Raw genomic sequence first — 22,331 nt, 5'->3', positions numbered from 1 at the left:
CTTCCTGGGTCTAGTTCTGGTCAGGCGCGGTAGAGCTCACGCTCGAGCTCGCCAACGGCCTGTTGGTATTGGGTCTTGCCGCCAAAGGCACGCACCAGTTCGATCGGTGTGCCCATGCGGTTGAAGGGGGCGATGGCGAGGATTTGCGTTTCCTCGATGGCGGCCACGCCTTCGTCGGCATACTTGTCGAGCAGGGCTTCGAGCACCTTCTGCGCCTGCGCGCCGTACTTGGCGAAGTAATGGCGCTTCTTGACCTGTTCGGCCCGCTCCTTGCGCGTGAGCGGGGGTTGATCCCAGGCCACGTGGCACAGCAGATCGAAAGGGTCGAAATCCTTGCCGGCTTGCTTGTCCACCTCGTCGGCCAAAGCCTCGAAGAAGATGCCTTGATGGGCCAGCTCGTCGATGATGGCCTGCTTCTTCTCGGCCTTGCTCCAATGGCGCAGGAAATCGTCGAGCGATGCGAACTCCTTGGCCAGGGTGTTGCGGGTGTAGTCCTTCAGGGACTCGGTGATCAGTTTGCCGTTGGCGTCGAAGTACTGCACCCGCTCGGCCACCACCTTGACCTCGACGTTGGCGACAACGTAACGGCGTACATTGCTGCCTTCCTCACCTGGCAGCGGTTCGGCTACGCCGCCGGGGGACGTGGGGTTGTCGTCCGGCGTGGGATAGGTGAATTCATCGTCAGGCGACGCCTCCCCATCTTCTTCATCTGGAGGAAGCGGTGGCTCGCCTGGGCCTGGCTCATAGATCTGCACGGGATCGCCGTCGAAAGCCGGATCGGCGAACAGTTCGGTCGCTTTCTTGAAGTCGAGGATGGTGAACCAGTACTTGTCGAAGTCCTCGTTGATGCGCGTTCCGCGACCGATGATCTGCTTGAATTCGGTCATGGACTGGATACGTTGATCCAGCACGATGAGCTTGCAGGTCTGGGCATCGACGCCCGTGGTCATCAGCTTGGAAGTGGTCGCGATGACGGGGTATTTGCTTTCCGGGAAGATGAAGTTGTCCAACTCCATCTTGCCTTCTTCGTTGTCGCCGGTGATGCGCACGACATAGCGGTGGTTCTGCGCCACCAGGTCGGCGTTTTCGTTGACCAGCGCCTGGCGCATGCGTTCGGCATGGTCGATGTTGTCGCAGAAGACGATGGTCTTGTCGAAGCGGTTGCTGGCTTTCAGGTATTCACTGATCTTGCGCGCCACCACGTGCGTGCGCTGTTCCAGTACCAGCGTCTTGTCAAAATCACGCTGATTGTAGATGCGGTCTTCGATCTCGTTGCCGTGCTTGTCGAGCATGCCCTTGTCGGGACGCCAGCCGGCCAGGTCTTTGTCCAGGTCAATGCGCACCACCTTGTAGGGCGCGAGAAAGCCATCGTCGATGCCCTGGCGTAGCGAGTAGGTGTAGATGGGCTCGCCGAAGTAGTCTATGTTAGAAACGTCCTTAGTTTCCTTGGGCGTAGCGGTCAGGCCAATCTGTGTGGCGGAATGGAAATACGTCAGGATCTCGCGCCAGGCCGAATCTTCGGCGGCGCTGCCTCGGTGGCATTCGTCGATCACGATCAGATCGAAGAATTCCGGACTGAACTGCTTGTAGATGTTCCGTTCTTCTTCGTTACCGGTGACGGCCTGGTAAAGCGACAGGTAGATCTCATACGACTTGTTGGCCTGCCGCTTCTGGATCTTGGTCATCGCTGCGCCGAACGGCTTGAAGTCGTTGGTCATGGTCTGATCGACCAGGATGTTGCGGTCCGCCAGGAACAGGATGCGTTTCTTGGCACGCGACTTCCACAACCGCCAGATGATCTGGAAGGCGGTATAGGTCTTGCCTGTGCCTGTGGCCATCACCAGCAGAATGCGCTTTTGCCCTTTGGCAATCGCCTCGATGGTCTTGTTGATGGCGAGCAACTGGTAGTAGCGAGGCGTCTTGTTGCTGCCATCGCTGTAGTAGTCTTGGGCTACCAAGGCCTGTTGCTGCGTGCTCAGCCCTTGATGCTCTGCCCACCATTGCCACAGCGTATCGGCACTGGGGAACTCATCCAGGCTCAGTTCGCGCTCGATAACACCGTCCTTGGCGATCTTGTTGTGGAACAGGAAGCCATCTCCATTGCTGCTGAATACGAAAGGCACTTGCAGCATTTCGGCATAGCCGAGGGCCTGTTGCATGCCCGAACCGATGGCATGCTTGTTGTCCTTTGCTTCGATGACAGCAATGGGCAGGTTGGGCTTGTGGAACAGCACATAGTCGGCGCGCTTGTGCTGACCACGTATGTGCAGTTTGCCGCGCACGATGATGCGCCCCTTGGTTAGCTGGAACTCTTCTCGTACTTGGGTAAGAACATCCCATCCGGATTTTTCCAGAGCCGGCGTGATGAACTTGGTGCAAATATCTCTTTCAGAGAGATTTTTCTTGTTCATGATTTGAATATCACAGTTACCAATCCCAACTCACACTATGCAATAGATTCCCAGTAATTACTATCGGGACCAAAATCATGAGTTCTATAAAAATTAGAATTGCTACTGCTTATTTTTTACGGCGCGTTTTGCTGGGTACTGGTATATCTTCAGCCTGGCGGATACGGCGATTTGCCGGTTTGCGTGCTACTGGCTTGGCAGGCTGTCGTTTGGAGCGTCGCGCATCACCAGACTCCACCTCTATACCTTGCCTGCTGTTGACGTTACGCCCTGATGGACGCCCTTGAGATTGCCGGCCTAATTCCTGCCTGACGTTTTCCTCCCGTGTCTTGGTCACTCGACGTGGCCCGCGGCTTTCCAGCGTCGCTTCTACATCAAAGCGTGATCTGTGGGCTTTGGGAGTAAAGACTTGGCCCAACTTTTCCTTTTCGCGTGGACTTAGTTGGCGCAGCGGCCCTTTGGGCAGCTCCAGCTCCGCCCACTCCATCAGTCCGGTCACTTCCTTGGGATCCAGATGCAGCATCTGCCCGCGCTTGAGGCGCGGCGGCAGGTTGACCGGGCCGAAACGCACGCGGATCAGGCGGCTTACGGGTTTCTGGAATGCCTCGAACAGGCGGCGCACTTCGCGGTTGCGGCCTTCGCGCAGGATGACTTCGTACCAGTGGTTGGCGCCCTCGCCGCCTTGCGGGCGTATGCTATCGAAGTTGGCCGGGCCATCGTCCAACTCGATGCCATAGGTCAGTTGCGCCATCTCACCTTCGGTCAGCTCGCCGAAAATGCGCACGGCATACTCGCGCTCCACTTCATAGCGCGGATGCATGAAGCGGTTGGCAAGTTCGCCCGAGGTAGTAAAAATCAGCAGGCCAGAAGTGTTCATGTCCAGGCGGCCTATGGCAATCCATTTGCCGTTGCGGATGCGCGGCAGCTTGTCGAACACGGACGCGCGTTTTTCCGGGTCGTCCTGGCTCACAATTTCGCCTTCGGGTTTGTGATACAGCAAGACTTGCGGCAACTCAGGCTCAAACGGCAGGTTCAGGGGACGGCTATCCAGCCTGACCACGTCGCTGGGCACGACGCTTGCCCCCACTGCGGCGGTCTTGCCATTGATCGTGATGCGCCCGCCGGCAATCAGCGTTTCCATCTCGCGGCGTGACCCCAGCCCTGCCAGCGCCAGCAGCTTGTGCAGCCGCTGAGGCACGGCATTGGGATCGACCGCCACAACCTTGCTGGGACGGGGATTACGTGGATTTTGCTGTTGCTTGAATGGGCGTGCCATGAAGTAAACCTTGAGGATATTGCGCGTATTATAAGCCAGAGCGCCCCTGTTCCGCCGCGCTAGTTCAGATTATCCAATATCGAGTGGGATTTCCTGCTGAGTGAAATGCTGGATGGGCGGCAGCTCGGACAGGGAGCGCAGGCCCAGGTCGTCGAGGAAAGTCTTGGTGGTGGCATAGAGCGAAGGCCGGCCCGGCACGTCCCGCTGGCCCACGACATCTATCCAGTTGCGCTCGATGAACTGACGCATGATGTTGGGATTGACCGCGACGCCGCGTATTTCTTCAATATCGCCCCGCGTCACCGGCTGGCGGTAGGCGATGATCGCCAGCGTTTCCAGCGCCGCGCGCGAATAACGCGCGGGCCGCTCAGGAGTGAGTCGCGCAATGAAGGGGGCTAGGTCGGCGCGGGCCTGGAAGCGCCAACCGCTGGCCACCTGCACCAGCTCCATACTGCGGCCCTGCCACTCCTGGCGCAGTTCGTCGAGCAGCATGCGCAAGGTGGCGCGTTCCATGCGCCCGTCAAATGGCCGCAGCAGCATGTCCAATGACAAGGGCTCGCCTGCCGTGAGCAATACGGCTTCGAGCACCTGCTTTATTTCATCGATGTTTTGCATCTCGCTCATGGCAAACTCAGCTTGCTGCCAGCAGCGGCGCATCCGCCGCCTGCAGGTAAATCGGGCTGAACGGTTCCTGCTGGGTGATGCGTACCAGGCCCTCGCGCGCCAGTTCAAGAATGGCAAGAAAATACACCACCAGCTTGGGCAGGCCTTCATTTATCACATCGAACAGGCCGGTAAACTCCACGAGCGACTCCTGTTGCAACCTGCGCAGCACCAGGCTCATATGTTCGCGCACGGAAAGCTCGGCACGCCCCACCTTGTGATGCTGAAAATGGCTCGCGCGCTTGAGCACGGATTGCCAGGCCGCCATCAATTCATCAAAGCTGACCTCGGGCCAGCTCGTCTCGGCAATATGCTCGTAATACGCCCGCGCCACCTGGATTTCCCGCCCTGCTTGCGGCAAGGTGTCCAGCCGCTCTGCCGCGAGCTTGATCGCCTCGTACTCCATCAGGCGCCTGACCAGCTCTGCACGCGGGTCTTCCTCCTGCTCCATGGCCTCAGGCTTGGGCAGCAACATGCGGGACTTGATCTCGATCAGCATGGCCGACATGAGCAAATAGTCGGCAGCCAGCTCCAGCCTGCTTTCGCGCATTTTCTCCACATACACCATGTACTGGCTGGTCAGCTGCGCCATGGGAATATCGAGGATATCGAGATTGTGCTTGCGGATGAGGTAAAGCAACAGGTCCAGCGGGCCTTCAAAAGCTTCCAGGTACACTTCCAGCGCATCGGGCGGAATATAGAGATCCTGCGGGATGGTATCCAGCTGTTCACCATAGATGCGGACATCGAATGCAAGCTGGGTGGACATGGTTAGAGAACGGAATGCAGGCGCACTATCGCCACGAGAGATTGAGTCCGCACACGATTGACAACCTGCATTTTCATAGCCATATCCCCAGTAAAACCAGATATTAAAGTGAAGTCAGCTGAAAATGCCGGCAAACATCGCCAGCAGCAGCATGATGAACGGCATAATAATCTTGGACAAGACGCCGGTGAACATCAGTACCAGCAGAATGATAAAGCCATAACGCTCGACCTGGGCAAATTTGTACGCCATCTGGTTGGGCATCAAGCTGACGGCTATCCGGCCGCCATCCAATGGCGGCAATGGCAGCAGGTTGAGCACCATCAACACCACGTTGACGAGGATGCCCGCCTGCCCCATCAGGCTGAGTGGCATGGCAAAATCACCCGATAGCGTGGTGGAAAATTTATAAACCATCGCCCAGAAGATCGCCATGAGGAAATTGGAGGCAGGCCCTGCGGCCGCCACCCAGCGCATGTCCTGCTTGGGATTGCGCAAGCGCGCATAATCCACCGGCACCGGCTTGGCCCAACCGAACAGGAACCCGGTGCCGGACAGCACCAGCAGGGCCGGGACCAGGATGGTGCCTATCGGGTCAATGTGCTTGATCGGGTTGAGCGTGATGCGGCCCAAGCTTTCCGCCGTGGTATCGCCGAAATAGCGGGCAATGTAGCCGTGCGCTGCCTCATGCACGGTAATGGCGAAAATCACCGGCAAGGCGTAGATGGCAATTTTCTGGATCAGCGTCAGTTCCATCATGCCTCCAATCCGAACGGAGCGGGATCGCCCGCGCCTAGCCTGATCAGGCTAGGCGTGTCCCCTGTGAGGTCGATTACTGTCGTCGGCTCAATCGAGCAAGCGCCAGCATCAATGACCAAGTCCAGTTGGTGCTCCAACCGGTCGCGGATTTCCCACGCCTCGTTCAGAGGCGCTTCATCACCAGGCAGTTGCAGGGTCATGCTGAGCATGGGCTCATTGAGTTCTTCCAGCAATGCCAAGGTTACTGCATGCAGGGGTACACGCAGCCCGACAGTACTGCGCTTGGGATGCTGCAAACGGCGCGGCACCTCGCGCGTCGCCTTGAGGATGAAGGTGTATTGGCCCGGCGTATTGGCCTTCAGCAGGCGGAACTGGCTGTTATCCACCTGGGCATAAGTTGCCAGTTCCGCGAGATTGCGGCATACCAGGGTGAAATGGTGGTCGTCATCCACGCCGCGAATGGCACGAATGCGGTCCTGTGCGTCCTTGTTGCCCAACATGCAGCCCAATGCATAGCTGGAATCGGTTGGATACGCGATCACGCCGCCATTACGCAAAATAGCCGCCGCCTGATTAATCAGGCGTGTCTGCGGGTTTTCAGGATGAATAACAAAATATTGCGCCAAATTGACTCTACCTTAACTGTTAAGTAAGCGGACTTCCGGCCAGTCTTGCCACACTGGCGTACAGCCACGTGGCAAGTCGGGCAGTCGCCCCATTTCCATATAACCATGGCCCGGGCCATGGTAATCCGATCCCATGGAAGATTTCAGCCCGAACATATGCGCAAGCCGCGCATATTCCTGGAACTGCTCTACCGTATGGCTACCGGTCACTACTTCGATGGCGGCACCACCCAGGTTGCGGAACTCTTCCAGCAGCAACAGCATATTGCTGCGCCCGATATCGTAGCGGCCGGGATGCGCGAGCACCGCCACACCGCCGCTGCCATTGATCCAGGCAACCACTTCCTCGAGCGTGGCCCATTCATGTTCGAAATAACCGGGCTTGCCCTTGACCAGGTAACGCTTGAATATACTCTTGATATTCGAGGCGTAGCCCTTTTCCATGAGATAGCGCGCAAAATGCGCCCTGCTGATGATGCCCTGCTTGGCATGGGCATAGGCGCCTTCCAGGCTGCCTTCGATGCCGAATTTTTCCAGGCTTGCCGCGATGCCTTCAGCGCGTACATGGCGTCCCGCGCGGATTTTTTCAAGCCCGCTGCGCAGGGGCTCATAGTCCGTATCCACCCTCAGCCCCACCACATGGATGGTACGCCTGCGCCAGGTAACGGAAATTTCCACACCATTGATAAACTGCATGCCATGCTCTGCCGCCACCCTGGTTGCGGCTGCCAGGCCGGCCGTGTCATCATGGTCGGTCAGCGCCAGCATCTTGACGCCATGCGCGGCCGCATGCTGCACCAGGGCTTCTGGTGCCAGCAATCCATCGGAAACCGTGGAGTGACTATGCAGATCAATAAGGGAAGGCATAAAGGGTAAGGAAGAAGAACGGCTTGTTAGTCTTGCCGAATCATAGCAAAATACCGTATCAACTAAAACCTAACCCCCGGCGCAACCAAAGCGCGCGGTCTGCGGACATCAACATGAAGTTTCTTTACGACTTATTCCCGGTCATCCTGTTTTTCATCGTTTACAAGTTTTTCGGCATCTACGAGGCTACCGCCGCCGCCATTGTCGCCACCATAGGCCAGATCGTCTGGGCCAAGGTCACCAAGGGCAAGGTGGATGGCGCCCTGATCATGAGTGGCGTCATTATCGTGCTGTTCGGCGGCGCAACGCTCTGGCTGCATGACGAAAGCTTCATCAAATGGAAACCCACCATCCTCTACTGGCTGTTTACCATCGGCCTGCTCGTCAGCCCGTGGCTGTTCAAGCGCAACCTAATTCGCAGTTTCATGGAAAAACAGATTTCCCTGCCAGAGCCGATCTGGGGCCGTCTCAACCTGGCCTGGGCTATCTTCTTCCTGTTGCTTGGCTTTCTCAATCTTTATGTCGCGTTCAACTATTCCACCGACCTTTGGGTTGACTTCAAGCTGTTCGGCACCATGGGCCTGATGTTTATTTTTGTGATCGGCCAGACCCTGTTGCTCAACAAGCACATTGCCGAACAGGATAAACAATAATGTGGTACGCCATCATTGCCGAAGATCATCCCAACAGCCTGGAAAAACGCCTGGCAGCGCGGCCGCCTCATCTTGCACGCTTGCAGGCACTGCAGGAGGAAGGCCGGCTGTTGCTGGCAGGCCCGTTTCCCGCCATCGACAGTACCGACCCGGGCCCGGCAGGGTTCACTGGCAGCCTGATCGTAGCGGAGTTTACGAGTTTGGAAGCCGCACAAGCCTGGGCCAATGATGACCCTTTCGTGAACGCAGGCGTCTATTCTGCTGTCACAGTCAAACCTTTTCGCAAAACATTGCCAGCTTGACTGTTGAAAACCGCATGACCCTGATAGAAGAAATCCGCAACAGACTCTCGGTATTGGAGCCAGCCCAGCTGGATATCCGCGATGACAGCGCCTTGCACCGGGGCCATGCGGGCAATAATGGCGGTGGCCATTTTTTTCTGGCCATCACCAGCGCAACATTTTGCGGCAAGTCTCACATCATGCGTCACCGCCAGGTTTATGCGGCATTGGGCGACCTTATCCCGGGGAGGATACATGCGCTGAGCATTCAGGCTTTTGCCACGGATGAACCACGTCCTGTCACAATTGCCTGATACGTTAGCGCATGTTTTTATGACATCAATTTTAACCAGCCAAGGAATTCTCATGAAACTCACTACCAGCGCCCTGATTGCCACGGTCGCCTTCGGTGTTCTGCAACCAGCTTTCGCTGCTGGCGCAAATGGCGGCGTTGCCACAGTCAACGGCAAGCCCATCAAGCAATCCCTTTACGATTACATCGCAAAAGAAGCATCCTCGCGTGGCCAGACCGTGGATGACAACGTCAAGAATGTCATCATCAACAAGCTGATCGGCAGCGAGCTGATCTACCAGGAAGCCCAGCGCACCGGCCTGGACAAGCAACCTGACTACATCGCCAAGGAAGAGCTGACCCGCCGCGAACTGCTGGTCAATTCCTTCCTGCAGGACTACATCAAGAAACATCCCGTCAGCGAGGCCGACACCAAGCTGGCCTACGAGAAATACAAGCAGGAACTGGGCGACAAGGAATACAACGCCCGCCACATCCTGGTGCCGACAGAAGCTGAAGCCAAGGACATCATTGCCCAGCTCGGCAAGGGCGGCGACTTTGCCAAGCTCGCCAAGGAAAAATCCAAGGATCCAGGCTCACAGGAAAAAGGCGGCGACCTGGGCTGGTTTGCCCCCGCTGGCATGGTCAAGCCGTTCAGCGATGCCGTGAGCAAGCTGCAAAAGGGCAAATACACCACAGCCCCCGTGCAAACCCAGTTCGGCTGGCACGTCATCAAACTAGAAGACACCCGCAACACCCAGCCGCCATCCTATGACGACGTCAAGGAAGGCCTGCAAAAGCAATTGCAGCAACGCAACCTGGAAAAGCTCCTGACCGAGTTGCGCAGCAAGGCCAAGATCGAGGCGCCTGCCGGTACAGCCGCCGCTGGTAAATAAGATACTGGCTTGAGGAAAAAGCCCGTCCTGCGGCGGGCTTTTTTTCATGCGCCATCGCCATCCGCGTTACTGTTGCCGTTAACACCTGATTGAAGATACTTGCCGATGAAGCCACACCACATCCACTATGACGTGCGTTTCAATGCGCCGCAAACCCATGTGTTCGAGCTGGAATGCCATATTGCCAACCCAGCGAACGAAGGCCAGCATGTATCGCTTCCCGCCTGGCTGCCCGGCAGCTATCTCGTGCGGGATTTTGCGCGCCATATCGTCAGTATCAGTGCCAGCGCCAATGGCAAGCCGGTAACGCTGCAAAAGCTTGATAAAAGCAGCTGGCAGGCCGCCCCTTGCAAAGGGCCGCTGGCCATCCGCTACCAGGTCTATGCCTATGACCTCTCGGTGCGTACCGCCTATCTGGACCATACCCGTGCCTATTTCAACGGCAGCAGCCTGTTCCTGCAAGTGGCAGGGCAAGAGCATGCCGCTTGCAGCGTGGAAATCCACCATCCAGGCAAGGCCTACGCCGACTGGCAGATCGCCACTACCCTGCCGGCACGCAAGACCGGCAAACATGGTTTTAGCTTATATGAGGCAGAAAACTATCAGGCACTGATAGACTATCCTGTAGAAATCGGCACGCTGGCGATTGCAGAATTCAAGGCCATGGGCGTGCCGCACCGGCTGGTGATTTCCGGCAGTCATAACGCCGACGTCAAGGCTATAAGCCGCGACCTCAAGACTCTATGCGAACACCATATCCGCTTTTTCGGCACAGCCCCGTTCCAGCGTTACGACTTCCTGCTTTATGCCGCGGCAGACAACCAGTACGGCGGCCTGGAGCATAGCGACTCCACCAGCCTGATCTGCCCGCGCAGCTGGCTGCCGGTCAAGCATGAAAAACACGATAAGCAGCAATACCAGGACTTCCTCGGCCTGTGCAGCCATGAATATTTCCACGCTTGGCACGTCAAGCGCATCCGCCCCAGCGCCTTTGCCAGCCCGGACTTGAGCCGCGAGGCTTATACCCGTCTGCTCTGGGTTTTCGAGGGCTTCACCGCGTATTACGACACCCTTGCCCTGGTGCGTTGCGGCCTCATGAACGAACAGGAATATCTAGCTGCATTGAGCAAGGATATCAACCGCTTCCTGCGCACTCCGGGCCGGCAGGTGCAGGCACTGGAAGAATCCAGCTTCGATGCCTGGATCAAGCTCTACAAGCCGGATGAAAACACACCCAATAGCCAGATCAGCTACTACCTCAAGGGCTCATTGGTTGCATTGGCAATGGATTTGAGCCTGCGTCTCAAGGGCCGCTCGCTGGATGAAGTCATGCATGCATTATGGCAACGCTACAGCGATCATGGACAACTGGTTGATGAAGGCAGCATGCAAGCCCTAATCAAGGAGGTTTGCGGAGAAAGGCTTGCGAACCTCTTCCGCGATTGCGTGCAAGGCAGCGATGATCCTCCCTTGAAAAAACTGCTGTCTAGTTTTGGTATTGACCTTGCGCCCTCAGCGACAGGCGATGCCGACCTGGTGCGTCAATGGCTGGGCTTGCAACTCGCGAATGACGAAACCCGCATCGCCCATGTTTTCAATGGCAGCGCCGCTGAGCAGGCAGGCCTGGCCGCGGGAGACGTGATTGTTGCCCATGATAGCCTCAAGGCCAGTGCCAAGAGCCTGAAGCAGCAGCTAAAGCGCGGACGCAAGACCATGGCCTTGCATTTCTTCCGGCGCGATGAGCTCATGACAGCCGAAATCCAGCCGCGTGACCACGACCTTGCAAGCTATGCGCTGACTACCAGCGCCAGGCGCAAGCCGGAACAAGATGCATTGCGGCAGGACTGGCTGGCCGCAAATTGATAAAATAGACAATCGCAATTGCACCGCACAAGGTTCTGACACCCATGACGCCAACTTCCCTGTCCCGCCTGCTCACGCCCGTACGCGCAATTGCGCTGGGCAGCCTCATATGGCTGGCTGGTTTCACCCCTGCCTTCGCCGTTACAGACGAGGAAAAAGCCCAGACCGCCGTGCACATGCTGGACTATGTCAGCGTGGACTATCCCGAATTTGTGCAGAATGGCGAGGTGCTCAACCCCGAGGAGTATGAGGAACAGCTTGAGTTTGCCACCCAGTCAGCCAGCCTGATTGCGGAACTGCCCGCCGTTGACCAGCAAGCAGAACTTTTAAAACAGGCGGAGAAACTGCGGCAACAGATATTGGCCAAGGCAGCAGGCGAAGCCGTATCCGCGACCGCCAACAGCCTGCGCCTCGCTGTCATCCAGGCATACAAGATCACCGTGGCGCCCAAGGACATCCCCGACCTCAACCGCGGCGCCCAGCTTTTCGGCGAAACCTGCGCCGCCTGCCACGGCGCCACTGGCCATGGCGACGGCCCGCTGGCAAAAGGGCTGGAACCTGAACCCAGCAACTTCCACGACCAGGACCGCATGCGCATGCGCAGCATCTATGGCCTTTACAACACCATCACGCTGGGCGTGAATGGCACTCCTATGCAGTCCTATGCGCAACTGCCCGAAACCGACCGCTGGAGCCTGGCTTTTTACGTCAGCACCCTGCGTGCCACCGGAGAGCAGAAAACCGCCGGCGAGCAATTATGGCAACAGGGCCGGGGCAAGGCAGAACTTGGCAATCTAAAGCAACTGGTCATGCAGGCGCCTGCCGAACTGGAAACAGCAGGCCTTGCCGATGTGCAAACTTATCTCGCTGCACAGCCTTCTGCATTACAGGCCTTGGCAGGCAATCCGCTCAATATTTCACGCAGCAAGCTTACCGCCACGCTGGAATCCTACCGCGAAGGCGACTATGCCAGCGCGCGCCAGCATGCGATCAGCGCCTATCTTGAAGGCTTTGAACTAGTGGAAAACAGCCTCAACAATGTAGACAAGGCGTTGCGCCTGGAAGTTGAGCGCGAAATGATGGACCTGCGCAGCGCAATTGCCAAGAACGCCAGCACAGACGAAATCACGGCACAGATCGCCAAGATCAATGACCTGCTGGACGAGGCCGATGAGAAGCTTGGCGCAGGCAGTCTTACCGGCGCTACTGCGTTTGTCAGCTCACTCCTGATCCTGCTGCGCGAAGGCCTGGAAGCCATCCTGATTCTCGCAGCGTTAAGCGCCTTTATCAGCAAGACCGGCAGGCGCGATGCCCTGCCCTATTTCCACCTGGGCTGGATTTTTGCCGTAGTGCTGGGCGGTGTCACCTGGTTTGTGGCGAGCTACCTGCTCACCATCTCCGGCGCAGGCCGCGAAATGACCGAAGGCATCACCGCATTGGTTGCCGCAGCCATGCTGCTTTACGTGGGCTACTGGCTGCACAGCAAATCGCACGCCCACGCCTGGCAGCAATTCATCAGCAGCCATGTAACGGCAGCCCTAAACAAGCGTACCTGGTGGGCCATTGCCGGCGTTTCATTCCTCGCGGTTTACCGCGAACTGTTTGAAGTCATCCTGTTCTACCAGGCGCTCTGGGCGCAAGCGGGACCTGAAGGCCAGGGAGCCGTGGTTGCAGGCATTGTGGCTGCAGCGGTACTGCTGGCTATTCTGTCCTGGGCCATCCTCAAGTACAGCGTCCGGTTGCCATTAGGCAAGTTCTTTGCCACTACCGCAGGTTTGCTGGCGCTGCTGGCCGTTATCTTTGCGGGCAATGGCATTGCCGCGCTGCAAGAGGCCGGCGTGATTACGGCGGAGCGCGTCCATTTCATCAGCGCGCCTTTGCTGGGCATACACCCAACCATCCAGACGCTGACTGCGCAAGGCATTGTGATTGCCCTTATCCTGGCTGGCATGTTGCTAAGCAGGGAACAAGAAAAACGCTAGCACTCGCAAACGAAAAGCCTGGCAGTGCCAGGCTTTTCTGTTTACTTGTCGGTTTACTTGATCCCTAATCCATCTTGACCGCAGAGAATTCCAGCGCATTCCCATCCGGGTCACGGCAGAACAAGGCGGCGCGGCCAGACATGCTCATGGTGTATTCCACGCCGGCCGCATCAAACGCCTGCTTGATTTCCATCACGTCATCGACGGAAAACGCCACATGGTAATCACGACCGCCATGTTCGGGAAGCACCGCGTCAGAATATGGGTTGGGCACTACCATCAGGTGCAATTGATTGGCGCCAATGTCGTACCAAACCCCTTCAAAACTCAGGGGAGGACGTTTGTCGCTAGGCACAAAACCAAGCAGGCCTTCGTAAAAAGCGCGTGAACGCTGGATATCAGCAACGATGATGCCAGTGTGCAGCATCCGGTTGACCTTGATCATATTAGCCTCCTGTCAAGCAACCATTCCGGTTTAAATCGTACGGAACATGAAATAGACAGCACCCACCAAGCATAATCCGGCCCAGAGAAAGTCGAGCTTGACTGGCTGCTGCATATAAAATATCGCAAACGGCAGGAACACCGTCAGCGAAATCACTTCCTGCAATATTTTGAGCTGCGGCAAAGATAAAGCCGTATAGCCAATGCGGTTGGCAGGCACCTGAAAAAGATACTCCACTAGCGCAATGCCCCAGCTTAATAAAGCTGCGATATACCAGGGCTTGTCGTTAAGGTTCTTCAGGTGGGCATACCAGGCAAATGTCATGAAGACATTGGAAACGCTCAGCAGCAACACTGTCTTCAACACCACCGGCATATGGCAGGCTCAGCGGCTAGATTGCCGCTTCGTCAGTCTCGCCGGTACGGATACGGATGATCTGTTCCACTGGCGTCACAAAAATCTTGCCATCGCCGATCTTGCCAGTGCGGGCAGCCTTGATAATGGACTCTACCGCGGTATCGACAATATCGTCAGTCACCACGAGTTCGACCTTGATCTTGGGCAGGAAGTCCACCACATATTCCGCACCGCGATAAAGCTCGGTATGGCCTTTCTGCCGGCCAAATCCCTTGACCTCGGTCACAGTCAAGCCGTTGGCGCCGATCTCGGAAAGCGCTTCACGCACTTCATCGAGCTTGAATGGTTTGATGACAGCCTCGATTTTTTTCATAACTTGATCCTTCTCCTGTTTACTTTCCGTCTTGAAGTGCACTTGCTATTCATTGAACACATACTTATTGGTCAATGGATAGCGCCTATCCTTGCCAAAACCGCGCTGGGTCACCCTTACGCCCACGGGTGCCTGGCGCCGCTTGTACTCATTTCTGTCAATCAGCCTGGTGACCCGTATGACATCCTGCTCGCGGTATCCCAGACCAATAATTTCTTCCCAGCCATAATCATGCTCGACGTACGCCTCCATGATTGCATCCAGCACGGCATAGTCTGGCAGGCTGTCCTGATCGGTCTGCCCGTGGCGCAATTCTGCTGATGGCGGACGCAGGATGATGCGCTCGGGAATCACCCGGCTGATCGTATTGCGGTAATTGGCAAGTTGATAAACCAGCGTCTTGGACACATCCTTGAGCAGGGAAAAACCACCCGCCATATCACCATACAAGGTGGAATATCCAACCGCAATCTCACTCTTGTTACCGGTCGTCAGCACAATACCGCCAAACTTGTTGGAAAGCGCCATCAACAGCGTGCCGCGAATGCGTGCCTGCAGGTTTTCCTCGGCAGTGTCGAATGGCTTGCCTGCAAACGCAGGGGCTAATGTAGCGCAAAACGCTTCAAATAATGTGTCTATCTCCATTTCGCTATAGCGAATATTGAGATTGGCCGCCATGGTACGGGCATCATCCAGGCTGATGGGTGCAGTAAACTCTGAAGGCATCATCACTGCCTGCACCCTGTCTGCGCCAAGCGCATCCACGGCAACGGCAAGCGTCAGGGCAGAATCGATTCCGCCGGACAGGCCCAGCAGCACGCCAGGAAAATTATTCTTCAACACATAATCCCGCAAGCCCAGGCTCAACGCCTGGTAAACCGCGGGTTCCAATTCAGGCACCAGGCTGATTTGAGCGGGCTCGGGAGCGCCATTGCTGAAAGTCACAATGCCTAATGCCTCTGCAAAAGACGGCAACTGCTGGGTCAATGCGCCCTCATCATTCATGACGAAGGAAGCACCATCAAACACCAATTCATCCTGCCCACCCACCAGGTTGGCATAGATAACAGGCAAGCCGGTTTCCTTGATGCGGTCGCGCACAACCTCGTAACGCTCTTTCTGTTTGTCGATATGATAAGGCGAGGCATTCAGCACTAACAGCAACTTTGCCCCGGCATCGCGCGCGCGCCGCGCCGGCTCCGGCCCCCAGACATCGGCGCAGATCACAATACCCAGTTTGTGTCCCTGGTGCTCAATGACCAGGGCTTCGCTGCCCTCACTGAAATAGCGCACTTCATCAAATACGCTGTCATTGGGCAACAGTTCCTTGTGGTAGGTATGAGAGACCTTGCCCCCTTCAATTACCGAGGCTGCGTTATAACAATTGCCAAGATGTTTGCGCGGATGGCCAACCACTACGGTTAGCTGCGGAGGAAGCGCAAGCGCCAATGCTTGCAGTGCACGCTCACAGGACAGGTTGAAATCATTGCGCAGCAAAAGATCCTCAGGCGAATAACCGGACAACACCAGTTCCGGGCAAAGCAGCAAGCTGGCCCCCGCAGCCTCGGCACGCCTGGCATAGTCGATGATCTTGGCACAGTTACCTGCAAGATCACCTGCCGTGGCATTGATTTGAGCAATCGCAATCTTCATTTCAGGCTTGCCACTCAGTAGGTACAAATGAAAAGCTGCTGCGCTTAATAGCTGCCACCCGCATCCTTGATCAGCTGCACAATTTCAGGCTTCTTGCCTTTCAAGGCATACACCAGGGCGGTCAGACCATATTGATCCCGCACCTTGACATCCGCCCCACTGGTGAGCAGCAACTTGACCAGTTCAACATTGCCATCGCTCACCGCGTATTGCAGGATAGGCGTGCCCTCGGAATCCTTGTGATTGACATTGGCCCCCCTGTCAAGCAACAGCTTGGCAACATTGGTTTGGGATTTCTTCACCGCCCAGGCCAGCGCCGTCCATTTTGTCTTGTCCTGGTCATCCACCTTGGCACCTTTATCGAGCAATAACCCTGTTGCCTCGGTATTGCCCTCACGCGCAGCATACATCAGCGCAGTCAGGCCGAAACGATCGCGTGCCGCGATATCGGCACCCTCTGTCAACAGGGTATTGATCGTGCCAAGATCGCCATTTCTTGCGGCATACATGAGAATGCTCTTGCCGTCATCACTCTTGCTGCTTGGGTCAATGCCATGTTGCACCAGCAGGCCGACCATTTCGCTATAGCCTGACGTCGCCGCCATGCCGAGCGCGCTCCAACCGGATTCGTCGCGCACTCTGGCATCGGCGCCATGCTCAAGCAGCACCTTGGCCGTGGCAACAAAATTCTTCTTGGCTGCAAACATCAGGGCCGTCCAGCCGCCTTCATCCTTGGCGTTGATATCGGCACCCTTCTCCAGCAAGGCCCGCGCCACATCTGCCTTATCCTTGCGCGCCGCATACATCAGGGCGGTGATACCCTCTGCATCCCGGGTGTTGGGGTTCACGCCGCTGTTGAGGAGCGACTTGACGGTTGCCACGTCCCCCTTTGACGAAACCGTCAGCAGATAAGGCACCTGGTCCTGCGCAACGGCTGGCATGCCAGCCATACCCAGTAAGGCACTACAGAGCACCACAGCAGTTAAATGACGCAACATAATGTTTCCATGGCTGATAAAGATTGAACCCGCATTGTCCTGCTTACTGCTTGGCCTTGATGGCGGCCTGCACTGCCTCGCCCAGTCCTGCCGGCGAGCTTGCCACCACGACCCCGGCCTGCTCCAGCGCCCTGATCTTGTCTGCCGCCTTGCCGCTACCGCCGGAAATAATCGCACCAGCATGGCCCATGCGCTTACCTGCAGGCGCAGTCTGCCCGGCAATATAACCTGCCACCGGCTTGGTGACATGCTGCTTGATGTATTCAGCCGCCGCCTCTTCATCGCTGCCGCCGATCTCGCCCACCATGATGATGGCCTCGGTTTCCGCATCAGCCTCGAACAATTCCAGGCAGTCGATGAAATTCATGCCGCGAATCGGGTCGCCGCCAATACCGACGCAGGTGGATTGCCCCAGGCCCAGCGCTGTCGTCTGGTGCACAGCTTCATAAGTCAACGTGCCGGAACGGGACACGATGCCGACCTTGCCACGCAAGTGGATGCTGCCGGGCATGATGCCGATCTTGCATTCATCCGGTGTGATCACGCCTGGGCAATTGGGCCCTACCAGGCGCGCACCGTTGGCCTTGAGCGCCGCCTTGACGTTGAGCATGTCCAGCACCGGAATGCCTTCCGTGATACAGACAATCAGTTCAATGCCTGCATCACAGGCTTCCAGGATGGAATCCGCCGCAAATGCAGGCGGTACATAAATCACCGAGGCATTGGCACCGGTTTCACTCACCGCTGCCCGCATGGTATTGAAAACGGGCAAGTCGAGATGGCGTTGACCGCCCTTGCCCGGCGTGACGCCGCCCACCATCTTGGTGCCATAGGCCAGCGCCTGTTCGGAGTGGAATGTGCCCTGCTTGCCGGTAAAGCCCTGGCACAGCACCTTGGTATTGTTATTGACCAGTATTGCCATTATTTACGCCTTTACTGCTGCAACTGCCTGCTGGGCAGCATCGGTCAGCCCGGCAGCAGAGATAATCGATAAACCGCTTTCACTCAGCATCTTGCGGCCAAGTTCAACATTGGTGCCTTCCAGGCGCACCACGACAGGAATCTGGATGCCGACTTCCCTGACCGCAGTAATGATGCCTTCGGCAATGATGTCGCAGCGCATAATGCCGCCGAAGATATTGACCAGGATGGCCTTGACATTGGGATCGGCGAGAATGATCTTGAATGCGCGCGCTACTGTGGTCGCGGTCGCGCCACCTCCCACATCGAGGAAGTTGGCTGGCGCGCCACCATGCAATTTGATGAGGTCCATGGTCGCCATCGCCAGACCGGCGCCATTCACCATACAGCCGATATTACCGTTGAGTGCGATATAGTTGAGCCCGGCGTTGTGAGCCTCTGCCTCCTTGGCATCATCCTGGCTCCAGTCGCGCTGCTCCGCAAGCTCGCGGCGACGGTAGAGCGCGTTGTCGTCCACGCTCATCTTGCAATCCAGCGCCACCAATGCGCCTTCCGCGGTCACGATCAAGGGATTGATCTCAAGCAAGGCCAGGTCATTTTCCTTGAACAAACGGTACAGCCCCTTAGCAAGACGGGTGAATGCTGCAATCTGGTCGCCTGCCAGGCCAAGTGCAAAAGCGATATTGCGCGCCTGGTAATCCACCAGCCCATTGAGCGGATCACAGACCTCCTGCAGAATTTTCTCAGGGCTGTCCTTGGCAATCTCCTCGATCTCCATGCCGCCGGCCGCAGAGGCCACCAGCACCACGCGTTCCAGAGAACGGTCGACCAGCATGGATACATAAAGCTCACGTGCAATCGGCAGGGTTTCCTCCACCAGCACTTTCTCTACAGGTTGGCCATCCGGAGCATTTTGATAGGTGACCAAACGCTTGCCAAGCAAACTGACGGCAATATCCTGCACCTCATCCAGATTGCGTACCAGCTTGACCCCACCCGCCTTGCCGCGCCCGCCGGCATGCACCTGGGCCTTGACCACCCAGGCATCCCCTTCCAGGGCTCTTGCAGCTTCCACCGCTGCCTGGGCCGTTTCCGCCACCTGGCTGCGCGGCACGGTAACACCGTAACGCTGCAATAAAGCCTTGGCCTGATACTCATGCAGATTCATGTTTCTACTTTTGTGATGGACTAATAGCGTATTTTCGCGCAAATCCCCTTATTGCGCCAGCTTGGCTGGCCGGCAGCAAGATGAAGTCCGGCAATACGCCAGGCCATGTATAATTAAGTCCAACTTTTTCCATCCCGACAGTTTCTCATATGCGCCTCGTCATTCAGGGCCCAGTTATCAGCTTCCAGCAGCTAGCCCACATTCACCAGCTTACAAGCGCCAGCCACCACCAGCAGTTCATCCAGACCGGCGAGCATGCCTACACCCTGCCCAACCAGCAGGAAATTCCCCGGGAACTGCATGCTTTCTGCCTGGAACAAAATATCGATATAGCCCTGGTGGACGACAGGCACACGCTGAATAACCTGGGCCTGGCCGTGATGGACATGGATTCCACCCTGATCACCATAGAATGCATAGACGAGATTGCCGACATGCAGGGCCTCAAGCCGCAAGTCGCTGCGATTACTGAAAGCGCCATGCGTGGCGAGATCGAATTTGCCGAGAGCCTACGCCGCCGCGTGGCACTGCTACAGGGGCTGGATGCATCGGCATTGCAACACGTGATTGATGAACGCCTTCAATTGACCCCCGGCGCCCAGGCCTGGATTGCCGCCTGCAAGCAGCACAATATCAAGACCATGCTGGTCTCAGGCGGCTTTGACTTCTTTGCCGATCGCGTCAAGGCAATGCTGGGCCTGGACGTTGCCCGGGCCAACTCACTTGAGATCGTAGATGACAAGCTGACTGGCCGTTTACTCGGCAATATCGTCGATGCCCAGGCCAAGGCCGATTACCTGGAACGCTTCCGCCAGGAACTCGGTCTCAGGCATGACCAGGTGGTCGCCATCGGCGACGGGGCCAACGACCTCAAGATGATGTCAGCCGCAGGCTGCGGGGTTGCCTATCATGCCAAGCCCGTTGTCCAGCAACAGGCTACCTATGCCCTCAATCATGTCAACCTGGAAGGACTGGTGTATTTGTTTACTCCATTGTCCGCGTCTTCAGCTCAAACTTGTCATTAAGGAATTGTCTATGTTGTCAAAACTACTGCGCCTGCCAACACTCTTGATGCTGCTGGCGGGTTCCATCTCCGCCATGGCGCAACCGCTAGCCGAAATCCAGACCAATCAGGGATTGATTGTGGTAGACCTCAATAGCGAGAAAGCCCCCAACAGCGTTGCGAACTTCATCCGCTATGCCAAGGAGGGCCACTACGAAGGCACCATCTTCCACCGCGTGATTGCAGGCTTCATGATCCAGGGCGGCGGCATGGATACCAACTTCGAACTCAAGCCTACCCACCCGCCGATCAGGAACGAGGCCGACAACGGCCTTACCCATGCCACCGGCACAATTGCCATGGCGCGTACTGGCGACCCGCACTCGGCTACAGACCAGTTCTTCATCAATGTTTCCAACAATGCGTCGCTCAATTTCAGCGAACGTTCGGAAACCGGCTGGGGCTACACGGTATTCGGCCGCGTGGTCAAGGGCATGGATGTGGTGCAGCGTATCGCGCTGATGCCGACCGATGGCGGCGATGCGCCCTTCCAGAACATCATCATCGAATCGGTCACGATCAAGGAATAACCCGTCCGCTTGCCTGCAACAAACAAGAGCAAGCATTTCATTACCTGAACAGGCTTTAGGGCTGCATTGTGGCTATCAGGCGCCCCAGGGTCCTGAATGCCTGTTCCACGTCTGCATCAACCGGCTTGCTGTAATTGATGCGAATGCAATGGCAGCATTGGTGCCTGGCAGAGAAAATCGGGCCTGGCGCAATGCTGACTCCCTGCTCCAACGCCTGCTGGAACAAGGCTAGCGCATCGACATAGTCCGGTAATGCCACCCAGAGGAAATAACCGCCATTGGGACGCGTCACCTGCGTTTCCGGCGGGAAATATTGCGCAACCAAGTGCAAATATTGGTGCTGCTGCAACTCAAAGCGCGTGCGCAGCTTGCGCAAATGGCGGTCATAGCCGCCATGCTGCAGGAAATCGGCAATCGCCGCCTGGGCAATCGTGCTGGTCGACAATGAGGTGATTACCTTGAGCCGCTCGACTTCACGCTCAAAGCGCTGCGGCAGCAATGTCCAGCCTATGCGGTAACCCGGCGCCAGGGTTTTGGAGAATGAACTGCAATGCATGACATAGCCTTCGCTGTCATAGGCTTTGGCGGGCTTATGCTCCTGGGTGCCAAAATACAGCTCGCCATAGACGTCATCCTCGATCAACGGAATCTGGTAGCGCGTCACCAGTTCGACCAGCGTCTGTTTACGTTCAGCCGGCATGGAAACCCCCATGGGGTTCTGGAAGCTGGTCATGCTCCAGCAGGCGCGTATCGGGCATTTCTCCAGCATTTGCTGCAAATAATCCAGGTCCATGCCTAACACCGGGTCCACCGGAATTTCCACAGCCTTGAGCTGCAAGCGTTCCAGCGCCTGTAAGCAGCCATAGAATGCCGGCGACTCTATTGCCACCAAGTCACCTGGCTTGGTCACCGCCTCCAGGCACAAATTCAGCGCCTCGAATGCACCATTGGTAATGACGATGCTATCAATATCAGCCTCGATACCCTGCATGAGATAGCGCCGTGCAATCTGCCTGCGCAGGTCGTGGTTGCCAGGCGGCAGGGACTCGACAATAGCGGCCGGCCCCATATCCCGCGTGACATGCGCCAACGAGCGCGAGAGGCGTTCAAGTGGGAACAATGCAGGCCAGGGGAAGGCTGAACCCAGCGGTACGGTATCGGGGTCCTTGATCGAGCCCAGGATGGAGAACACCAAGTCAGAAATACTGACCGCGGTACTTTCCTGTTCTGGCAAAGGGGTGCTTTTTGATGCCAGCTGCCTGATCGCATGATTGCTGACGTAATAGCCGGATTTGGGCTGGGCGCGGATAAGGCCGAGGTTTTCCAGTTCGTAATAAGCCCTGAAGACAGTTGCCGGACTCAGCTTGTGGTTGAGGCAGGCCTGACGCACAGAAGGTAGTTTTTCTCCAGGTGCCAACACGCCGGAGCGAATGGCAGTCGCAACGTCATGCACCAGTTTTTCATAAAGTTTCATGCCGGCTGCCA

23 protein-coding genes are annotated in these 22,331 nt (G+C 56.8%); 8 read left to right on the top strand and 15 right to left on the bottom strand.

What is annotated here, in order from left to right; translation table 11 throughout:
- Positions 1-20: 20 nt before the first annotated feature.
- From hsdR to LG198_RS01400, 7 genes are all read right to left on the bottom strand, one after another.
- Complete coding sequence (gene hsdR / locus LG198_RS01430) at positions 21-2,414, bottom strand: EcoAI/FtnUII family type I restriction enzme subunit R (RefSeq protein ID WP_456085630.1); 2,394 nt, start codon at positions 2,412-2,414, stop codon at positions 21-23.
- A gap of 106 nt (positions 2,415-2,520) precedes the next feature.
- Entirely contained in the window at positions 2,521-3,687 is a 1,167-nt protein-coding gene (locus LG198_RS01425; RefSeq protein ID WP_230341389.1) for a pseudouridine synthase, read from the bottom strand.
- Positions 3,688-3,756: 69 nt separating this feature from the next.
- Complete coding sequence (gene scpB, locus LG198_RS01420; protein WP_230341388.1) at positions 3,757-4,311, bottom strand: SMC-Scp complex subunit ScpB; 555 nt, start codon at positions 4,309-4,311, stop codon at positions 3,757-3,759.
- Between the two features lie 7 nt (positions 4,312-4,318).
- Positions 4,319-5,119, bottom strand: a complete 801-nt coding sequence (locus tag LG198_RS01415; RefSeq protein WP_230341387.1) for a segregation and condensation protein A — start codon at positions 5,117-5,119, stop codon at positions 4,319-4,321.
- A gap of 114 nt (positions 5,120-5,233) precedes the next feature.
- Entirely contained in the window at positions 5,234-5,875 is a 642-nt protein-coding gene (locus LG198_RS01410; RefSeq protein WP_230342038.1) for a site-2 protease family protein, read from the bottom strand.
- Positions 5,875-6,504 carry an L-threonylcarbamoyladenylate synthase gene (locus LG198_RS01405; protein ID WP_230341386.1) on the bottom strand — a complete coding sequence of 210 codons (630 nt, stop codon included), beginning with the start codon at positions 6,502-6,504 and terminating at the stop codon, positions 5,875-5,877. The genes LG198_RS01410 and LG198_RS01405 overlap by 1 nt, the downstream gene beginning before the upstream one ends.
- Before the next feature lie 12 nt (positions 6,505-6,516).
- The gene (locus LG198_RS01400) at positions 6,517-7,371 is read right to left on the bottom strand and encodes a 3',5'-nucleoside bisphosphate phosphatase (protein ID WP_230341385.1); all 855 of its coding nucleotides are present in this window, start codon (positions 7,369-7,371) and stop codon (positions 6,517-6,519) included.
- Positions 7,372-7,484: 113 nt separating this feature from the next.
- Between LG198_RS01400 and LG198_RS01395 the strand changes: the two genes are divergently transcribed.
- The 6 genes from LG198_RS01395 to LG198_RS01370 all read left to right on the top strand — a co-directional run bounded on the left by LG198_RS01395 (position 7,485) and on the right by LG198_RS01370 (position 13,338).
- Positions 7,485-8,024 (top strand): septation protein A, encoded by a 540-nt coding sequence (locus tag LG198_RS01395; protein ID WP_230341384.1) that lies wholly within the window; start codon positions 7,485-7,487, stop codon positions 8,022-8,024.
- Positions 8,024-8,326, top strand: a complete 303-nt coding sequence (locus LG198_RS01390; protein WP_230341383.1) for a YciI family protein — start codon at positions 8,024-8,026, stop codon at positions 8,324-8,326. Before LG198_RS01395 ends, LG198_RS01390 begins: the two co-directional genes overlap by 1 nt.
- Before the next feature lie 14 nt (positions 8,327-8,340).
- A complete protein-coding gene (locus tag LG198_RS01385) occupies positions 8,341-8,619 on the top strand; it encodes a BolA family protein (protein ID WP_230341382.1) in 279 nt (92 codons plus the stop codon).
- Positions 8,620-8,638: 19 nt separating this feature from the next.
- A complete protein-coding gene (locus LG198_RS01380; RefSeq protein ID WP_268866757.1) occupies positions 8,639-9,493 on the top strand; it encodes a peptidylprolyl isomerase in 855 nt (284 codons plus the stop codon).
- A 105-nt stretch (positions 9,494-9,598) separates the two neighbouring features.
- Entirely contained in the window at positions 9,599-11,356 is a 1,758-nt protein-coding gene (locus tag LG198_RS01375) for a M61 family metallopeptidase (RefSeq protein WP_230341380.1), read from the top strand.
- 44 nt (positions 11,357-11,400) lie between these two features.
- Positions 11,401-13,338: a cytochrome c/FTR1 family iron permease gene (locus LG198_RS01370; RefSeq protein ID WP_230341379.1), complete on the top strand. Its 1,938-nt coding sequence runs from the start codon at positions 11,401-11,403 to the stop codon at positions 13,336-13,338.
- A 64-nt stretch (positions 13,339-13,402) separates the two neighbouring features.
- Here the strand turns inward: LG198_RS01370 and LG198_RS01365 are convergent, their stop codons facing one another.
- Genes LG198_RS01365 through sucC form a run of 7 tightly spaced genes read right to left on the bottom strand, consistent with a single transcriptional unit; the run spans position 13,403 to position 19,253 of the window.
- Positions 13,403-13,783, bottom strand: a complete 381-nt coding sequence (locus LG198_RS01365) for a VOC family protein (protein ID WP_230341378.1) — start codon at positions 13,781-13,783, stop codon at positions 13,403-13,405.
- Positions 13,784-13,813: 30 nt separating this feature from the next.
- The gene (locus tag LG198_RS01360; RefSeq protein ID WP_230341377.1) at positions 13,814-14,158 is read right to left on the bottom strand and encodes a DMT family protein; all 345 of its coding nucleotides are present in this window, start codon (positions 14,156-14,158) and stop codon (positions 13,814-13,816) included.
- A 16-nt stretch (positions 14,159-14,174) separates the two neighbouring features.
- Positions 14,175-14,513 carry a P-II family nitrogen regulator gene (locus LG198_RS01355; protein WP_230341376.1) on the bottom strand — a complete coding sequence of 113 codons (339 nt, stop codon included), beginning with the start codon at positions 14,511-14,513 and terminating at the stop codon, positions 14,175-14,177.
- A 45-nt stretch (positions 14,514-14,558) separates the two neighbouring features.
- Positions 14,559-16,166, bottom strand: coding sequence for an NAD+ synthase (locus LG198_RS01350; RefSeq protein WP_230341375.1), 1,608 nt, complete (start codon positions 16,164-16,166; stop codon positions 14,559-14,561).
- Between the two features lie 44 nt (positions 16,167-16,210).
- Positions 16,211-17,164 (bottom strand): ankyrin repeat domain-containing protein, encoded by a 954-nt coding sequence (locus tag LG198_RS01345; protein ID WP_407659116.1) that lies wholly within the window; start codon positions 17,162-17,164, stop codon positions 16,211-16,213.
- Between the two features lie 43 nt (positions 17,165-17,207).
- Positions 17,208-18,086, bottom strand: a complete 879-nt coding sequence (sucD, locus tag LG198_RS01340) for a succinate--CoA ligase subunit alpha (RefSeq protein WP_230341374.1) — start codon at positions 18,084-18,086, stop codon at positions 17,208-17,210.
- Between the two features lie 3 nt (positions 18,087-18,089).
- A complete protein-coding gene (sucC, locus tag LG198_RS01335; RefSeq protein ID WP_230341373.1) occupies positions 18,090-19,253 on the bottom strand; it encodes an ADP-forming succinate--CoA ligase subunit beta in 1,164 nt (387 codons plus the stop codon).
- Positions 19,254-19,402: 149 nt separating this feature from the next.
- On the opposite strand from sucC, the gene serB reads away from it, so the two are divergent.
- Entirely contained in the window at positions 19,403-20,278 is an 876-nt protein-coding gene (serB, locus tag LG198_RS01330) for a phosphoserine phosphatase SerB (protein ID WP_230341372.1), read from the top strand.
- A 10-nt stretch (positions 20,279-20,288) separates the two neighbouring features.
- On the top strand, positions 20,289-20,846 hold the full coding sequence (locus LG198_RS01325; protein WP_268866756.1) for a peptidylprolyl isomerase: 558 nt from the start codon (positions 20,289-20,291) through the stop codon (positions 20,844-20,846).
- Positions 20,847-20,901: 55 nt separating this feature from the next.
- Here the strand turns inward: LG198_RS01325 and LG198_RS01320 are convergent, their stop codons facing one another.
- The gene (locus tag LG198_RS01320) at positions 20,902-22,320 is read right to left on the bottom strand and encodes an aminotransferase-like domain-containing protein (RefSeq protein WP_230341371.1); all 1,419 of its coding nucleotides are present in this window, start codon (positions 22,318-22,320) and stop codon (positions 20,902-20,904) included.
- Positions 22,321-22,331: the final 11 nt, after the last annotated feature.

This window comes from Methylobacillus arboreus, from assembly GCF_020532725.1.
In the GTDB taxonomy this organism is placed as follows: domain Bacteria; phylum Pseudomonadota; class Gammaproteobacteria; order Burkholderiales; family Methylophilaceae; genus Methylobacillus; species Methylobacillus arboreus.
Note: the sequence above shows the minus strand (reverse complement) of the source record. Positions and strands in the feature narration are given on the sequence as shown.

Coding starts and splice junctions, on each gene's coding strand:
- LG198_RS01425 (WP_230341389.1), bottom strand. CDS start 3,687: ATGGCACGCCCATTCAAGCAACAGCAAAATCCACGTAATCCCCGTCCC.
- scpB (WP_230341388.1), bottom strand. CDS start 4,311: ATGAGCGAGATGCAAAACATCGATGAAATAAAGCAGGTGCTCGAAGCC.
- LG198_RS01415 (WP_230341387.1), bottom strand. CDS start 5,119: ATGTCCACCCAGCTTGCATTCGATGTCCGCATCTATGGTGAACAGCTG.
- LG198_RS01410 (WP_230342038.1), bottom strand. CDS start 5,875: ATGGAACTGACGCTGATCCAGAAAATTGCCATCTACGCCTTGCCGGTG.
- LG198_RS01400 (WP_230341385.1), bottom strand. CDS start 7,371: ATGCCTTCCCTTATTGATCTGCATAGTCACTCCACGGTTTCCGATGGA.
- LG198_RS01395 (WP_230341384.1), top strand. CDS start 7,485: ATGAAGTTTCTTTACGACTTATTCCCGGTCATCCTGTTTTTCATCGTT.
- LG198_RS01390 (WP_230341383.1), top strand. CDS start 8,024: ATGTGGTACGCCATCATTGCCGAAGATCATCCCAACAGCCTGGAAAAA.
- LG198_RS01385 (WP_230341382.1), top strand. CDS start 8,341: ATGACCCTGATAGAAGAAATCCGCAACAGACTCTCGGTATTGGAGCCA.
- LG198_RS01380 (WP_268866757.1), top strand. CDS start 8,639: ATGACATCAATTTTAACCAGCCAAGGAATTCTCATGAAACTCACTACC.
- LG198_RS01375 (WP_230341380.1), top strand. CDS start 9,599: ATGAAGCCACACCACATCCACTATGACGTGCGTTTCAATGCGCCGCAA.
- LG198_RS01370 (WP_230341379.1), top strand. CDS start 11,401: ATGACGCCAACTTCCCTGTCCCGCCTGCTCACGCCCGTACGCGCAATT.
- LG198_RS01365 (WP_230341378.1), bottom strand. CDS start 13,783: ATGATCAAGGTCAACCGGATGCTGCACACTGGCATCATCGTTGCTGAT.
- LG198_RS01360 (WP_230341377.1), bottom strand. CDS start 14,158: ATGCCGGTGGTGTTGAAGACAGTGTTGCTGCTGAGCGTTTCCAATGTC.
- LG198_RS01355 (WP_230341376.1), bottom strand. CDS start 14,513: ATGAAAAAAATCGAGGCTGTCATCAAACCATTCAAGCTCGATGAAGTG.
- LG198_RS01350 (WP_230341375.1), bottom strand. CDS start 16,166: ATGAAGATTGCGATTGCTCAAATCAATGCCACGGCAGGTGATCTTGCA.
- LG198_RS01345 (WP_407659116.1), bottom strand. CDS start 17,164: ATGTTGCGTCATTTAACTGCTGTGGTGCTCTGTAGTGCCTTACTGGGT.
- sucD (WP_230341374.1), bottom strand. CDS start 18,086: ATGGCAATACTGGTCAATAACAATACCAAGGTGCTGTGCCAGGGCTTT.
- sucC (WP_230341373.1), bottom strand. CDS start 19,253: ATGAATCTGCATGAGTATCAGGCCAAGGCTTTATTGCAGCGTTACGGT.
- serB (WP_230341372.1), top strand. CDS start 19,403: ATGCGCCTCGTCATTCAGGGCCCAGTTATCAGCTTCCAGCAGCTAGCC.
- LG198_RS01325 (WP_268866756.1), top strand. CDS start 20,289: ATGTTGTCAAAACTACTGCGCCTGCCAACACTCTTGATGCTGCTGGCG.
- LG198_RS01320 (WP_230341371.1), bottom strand. CDS start 22,320: ATGAAACTTTATGAAAAACTGGTGCATGACGTTGCGACTGCCATTCGC.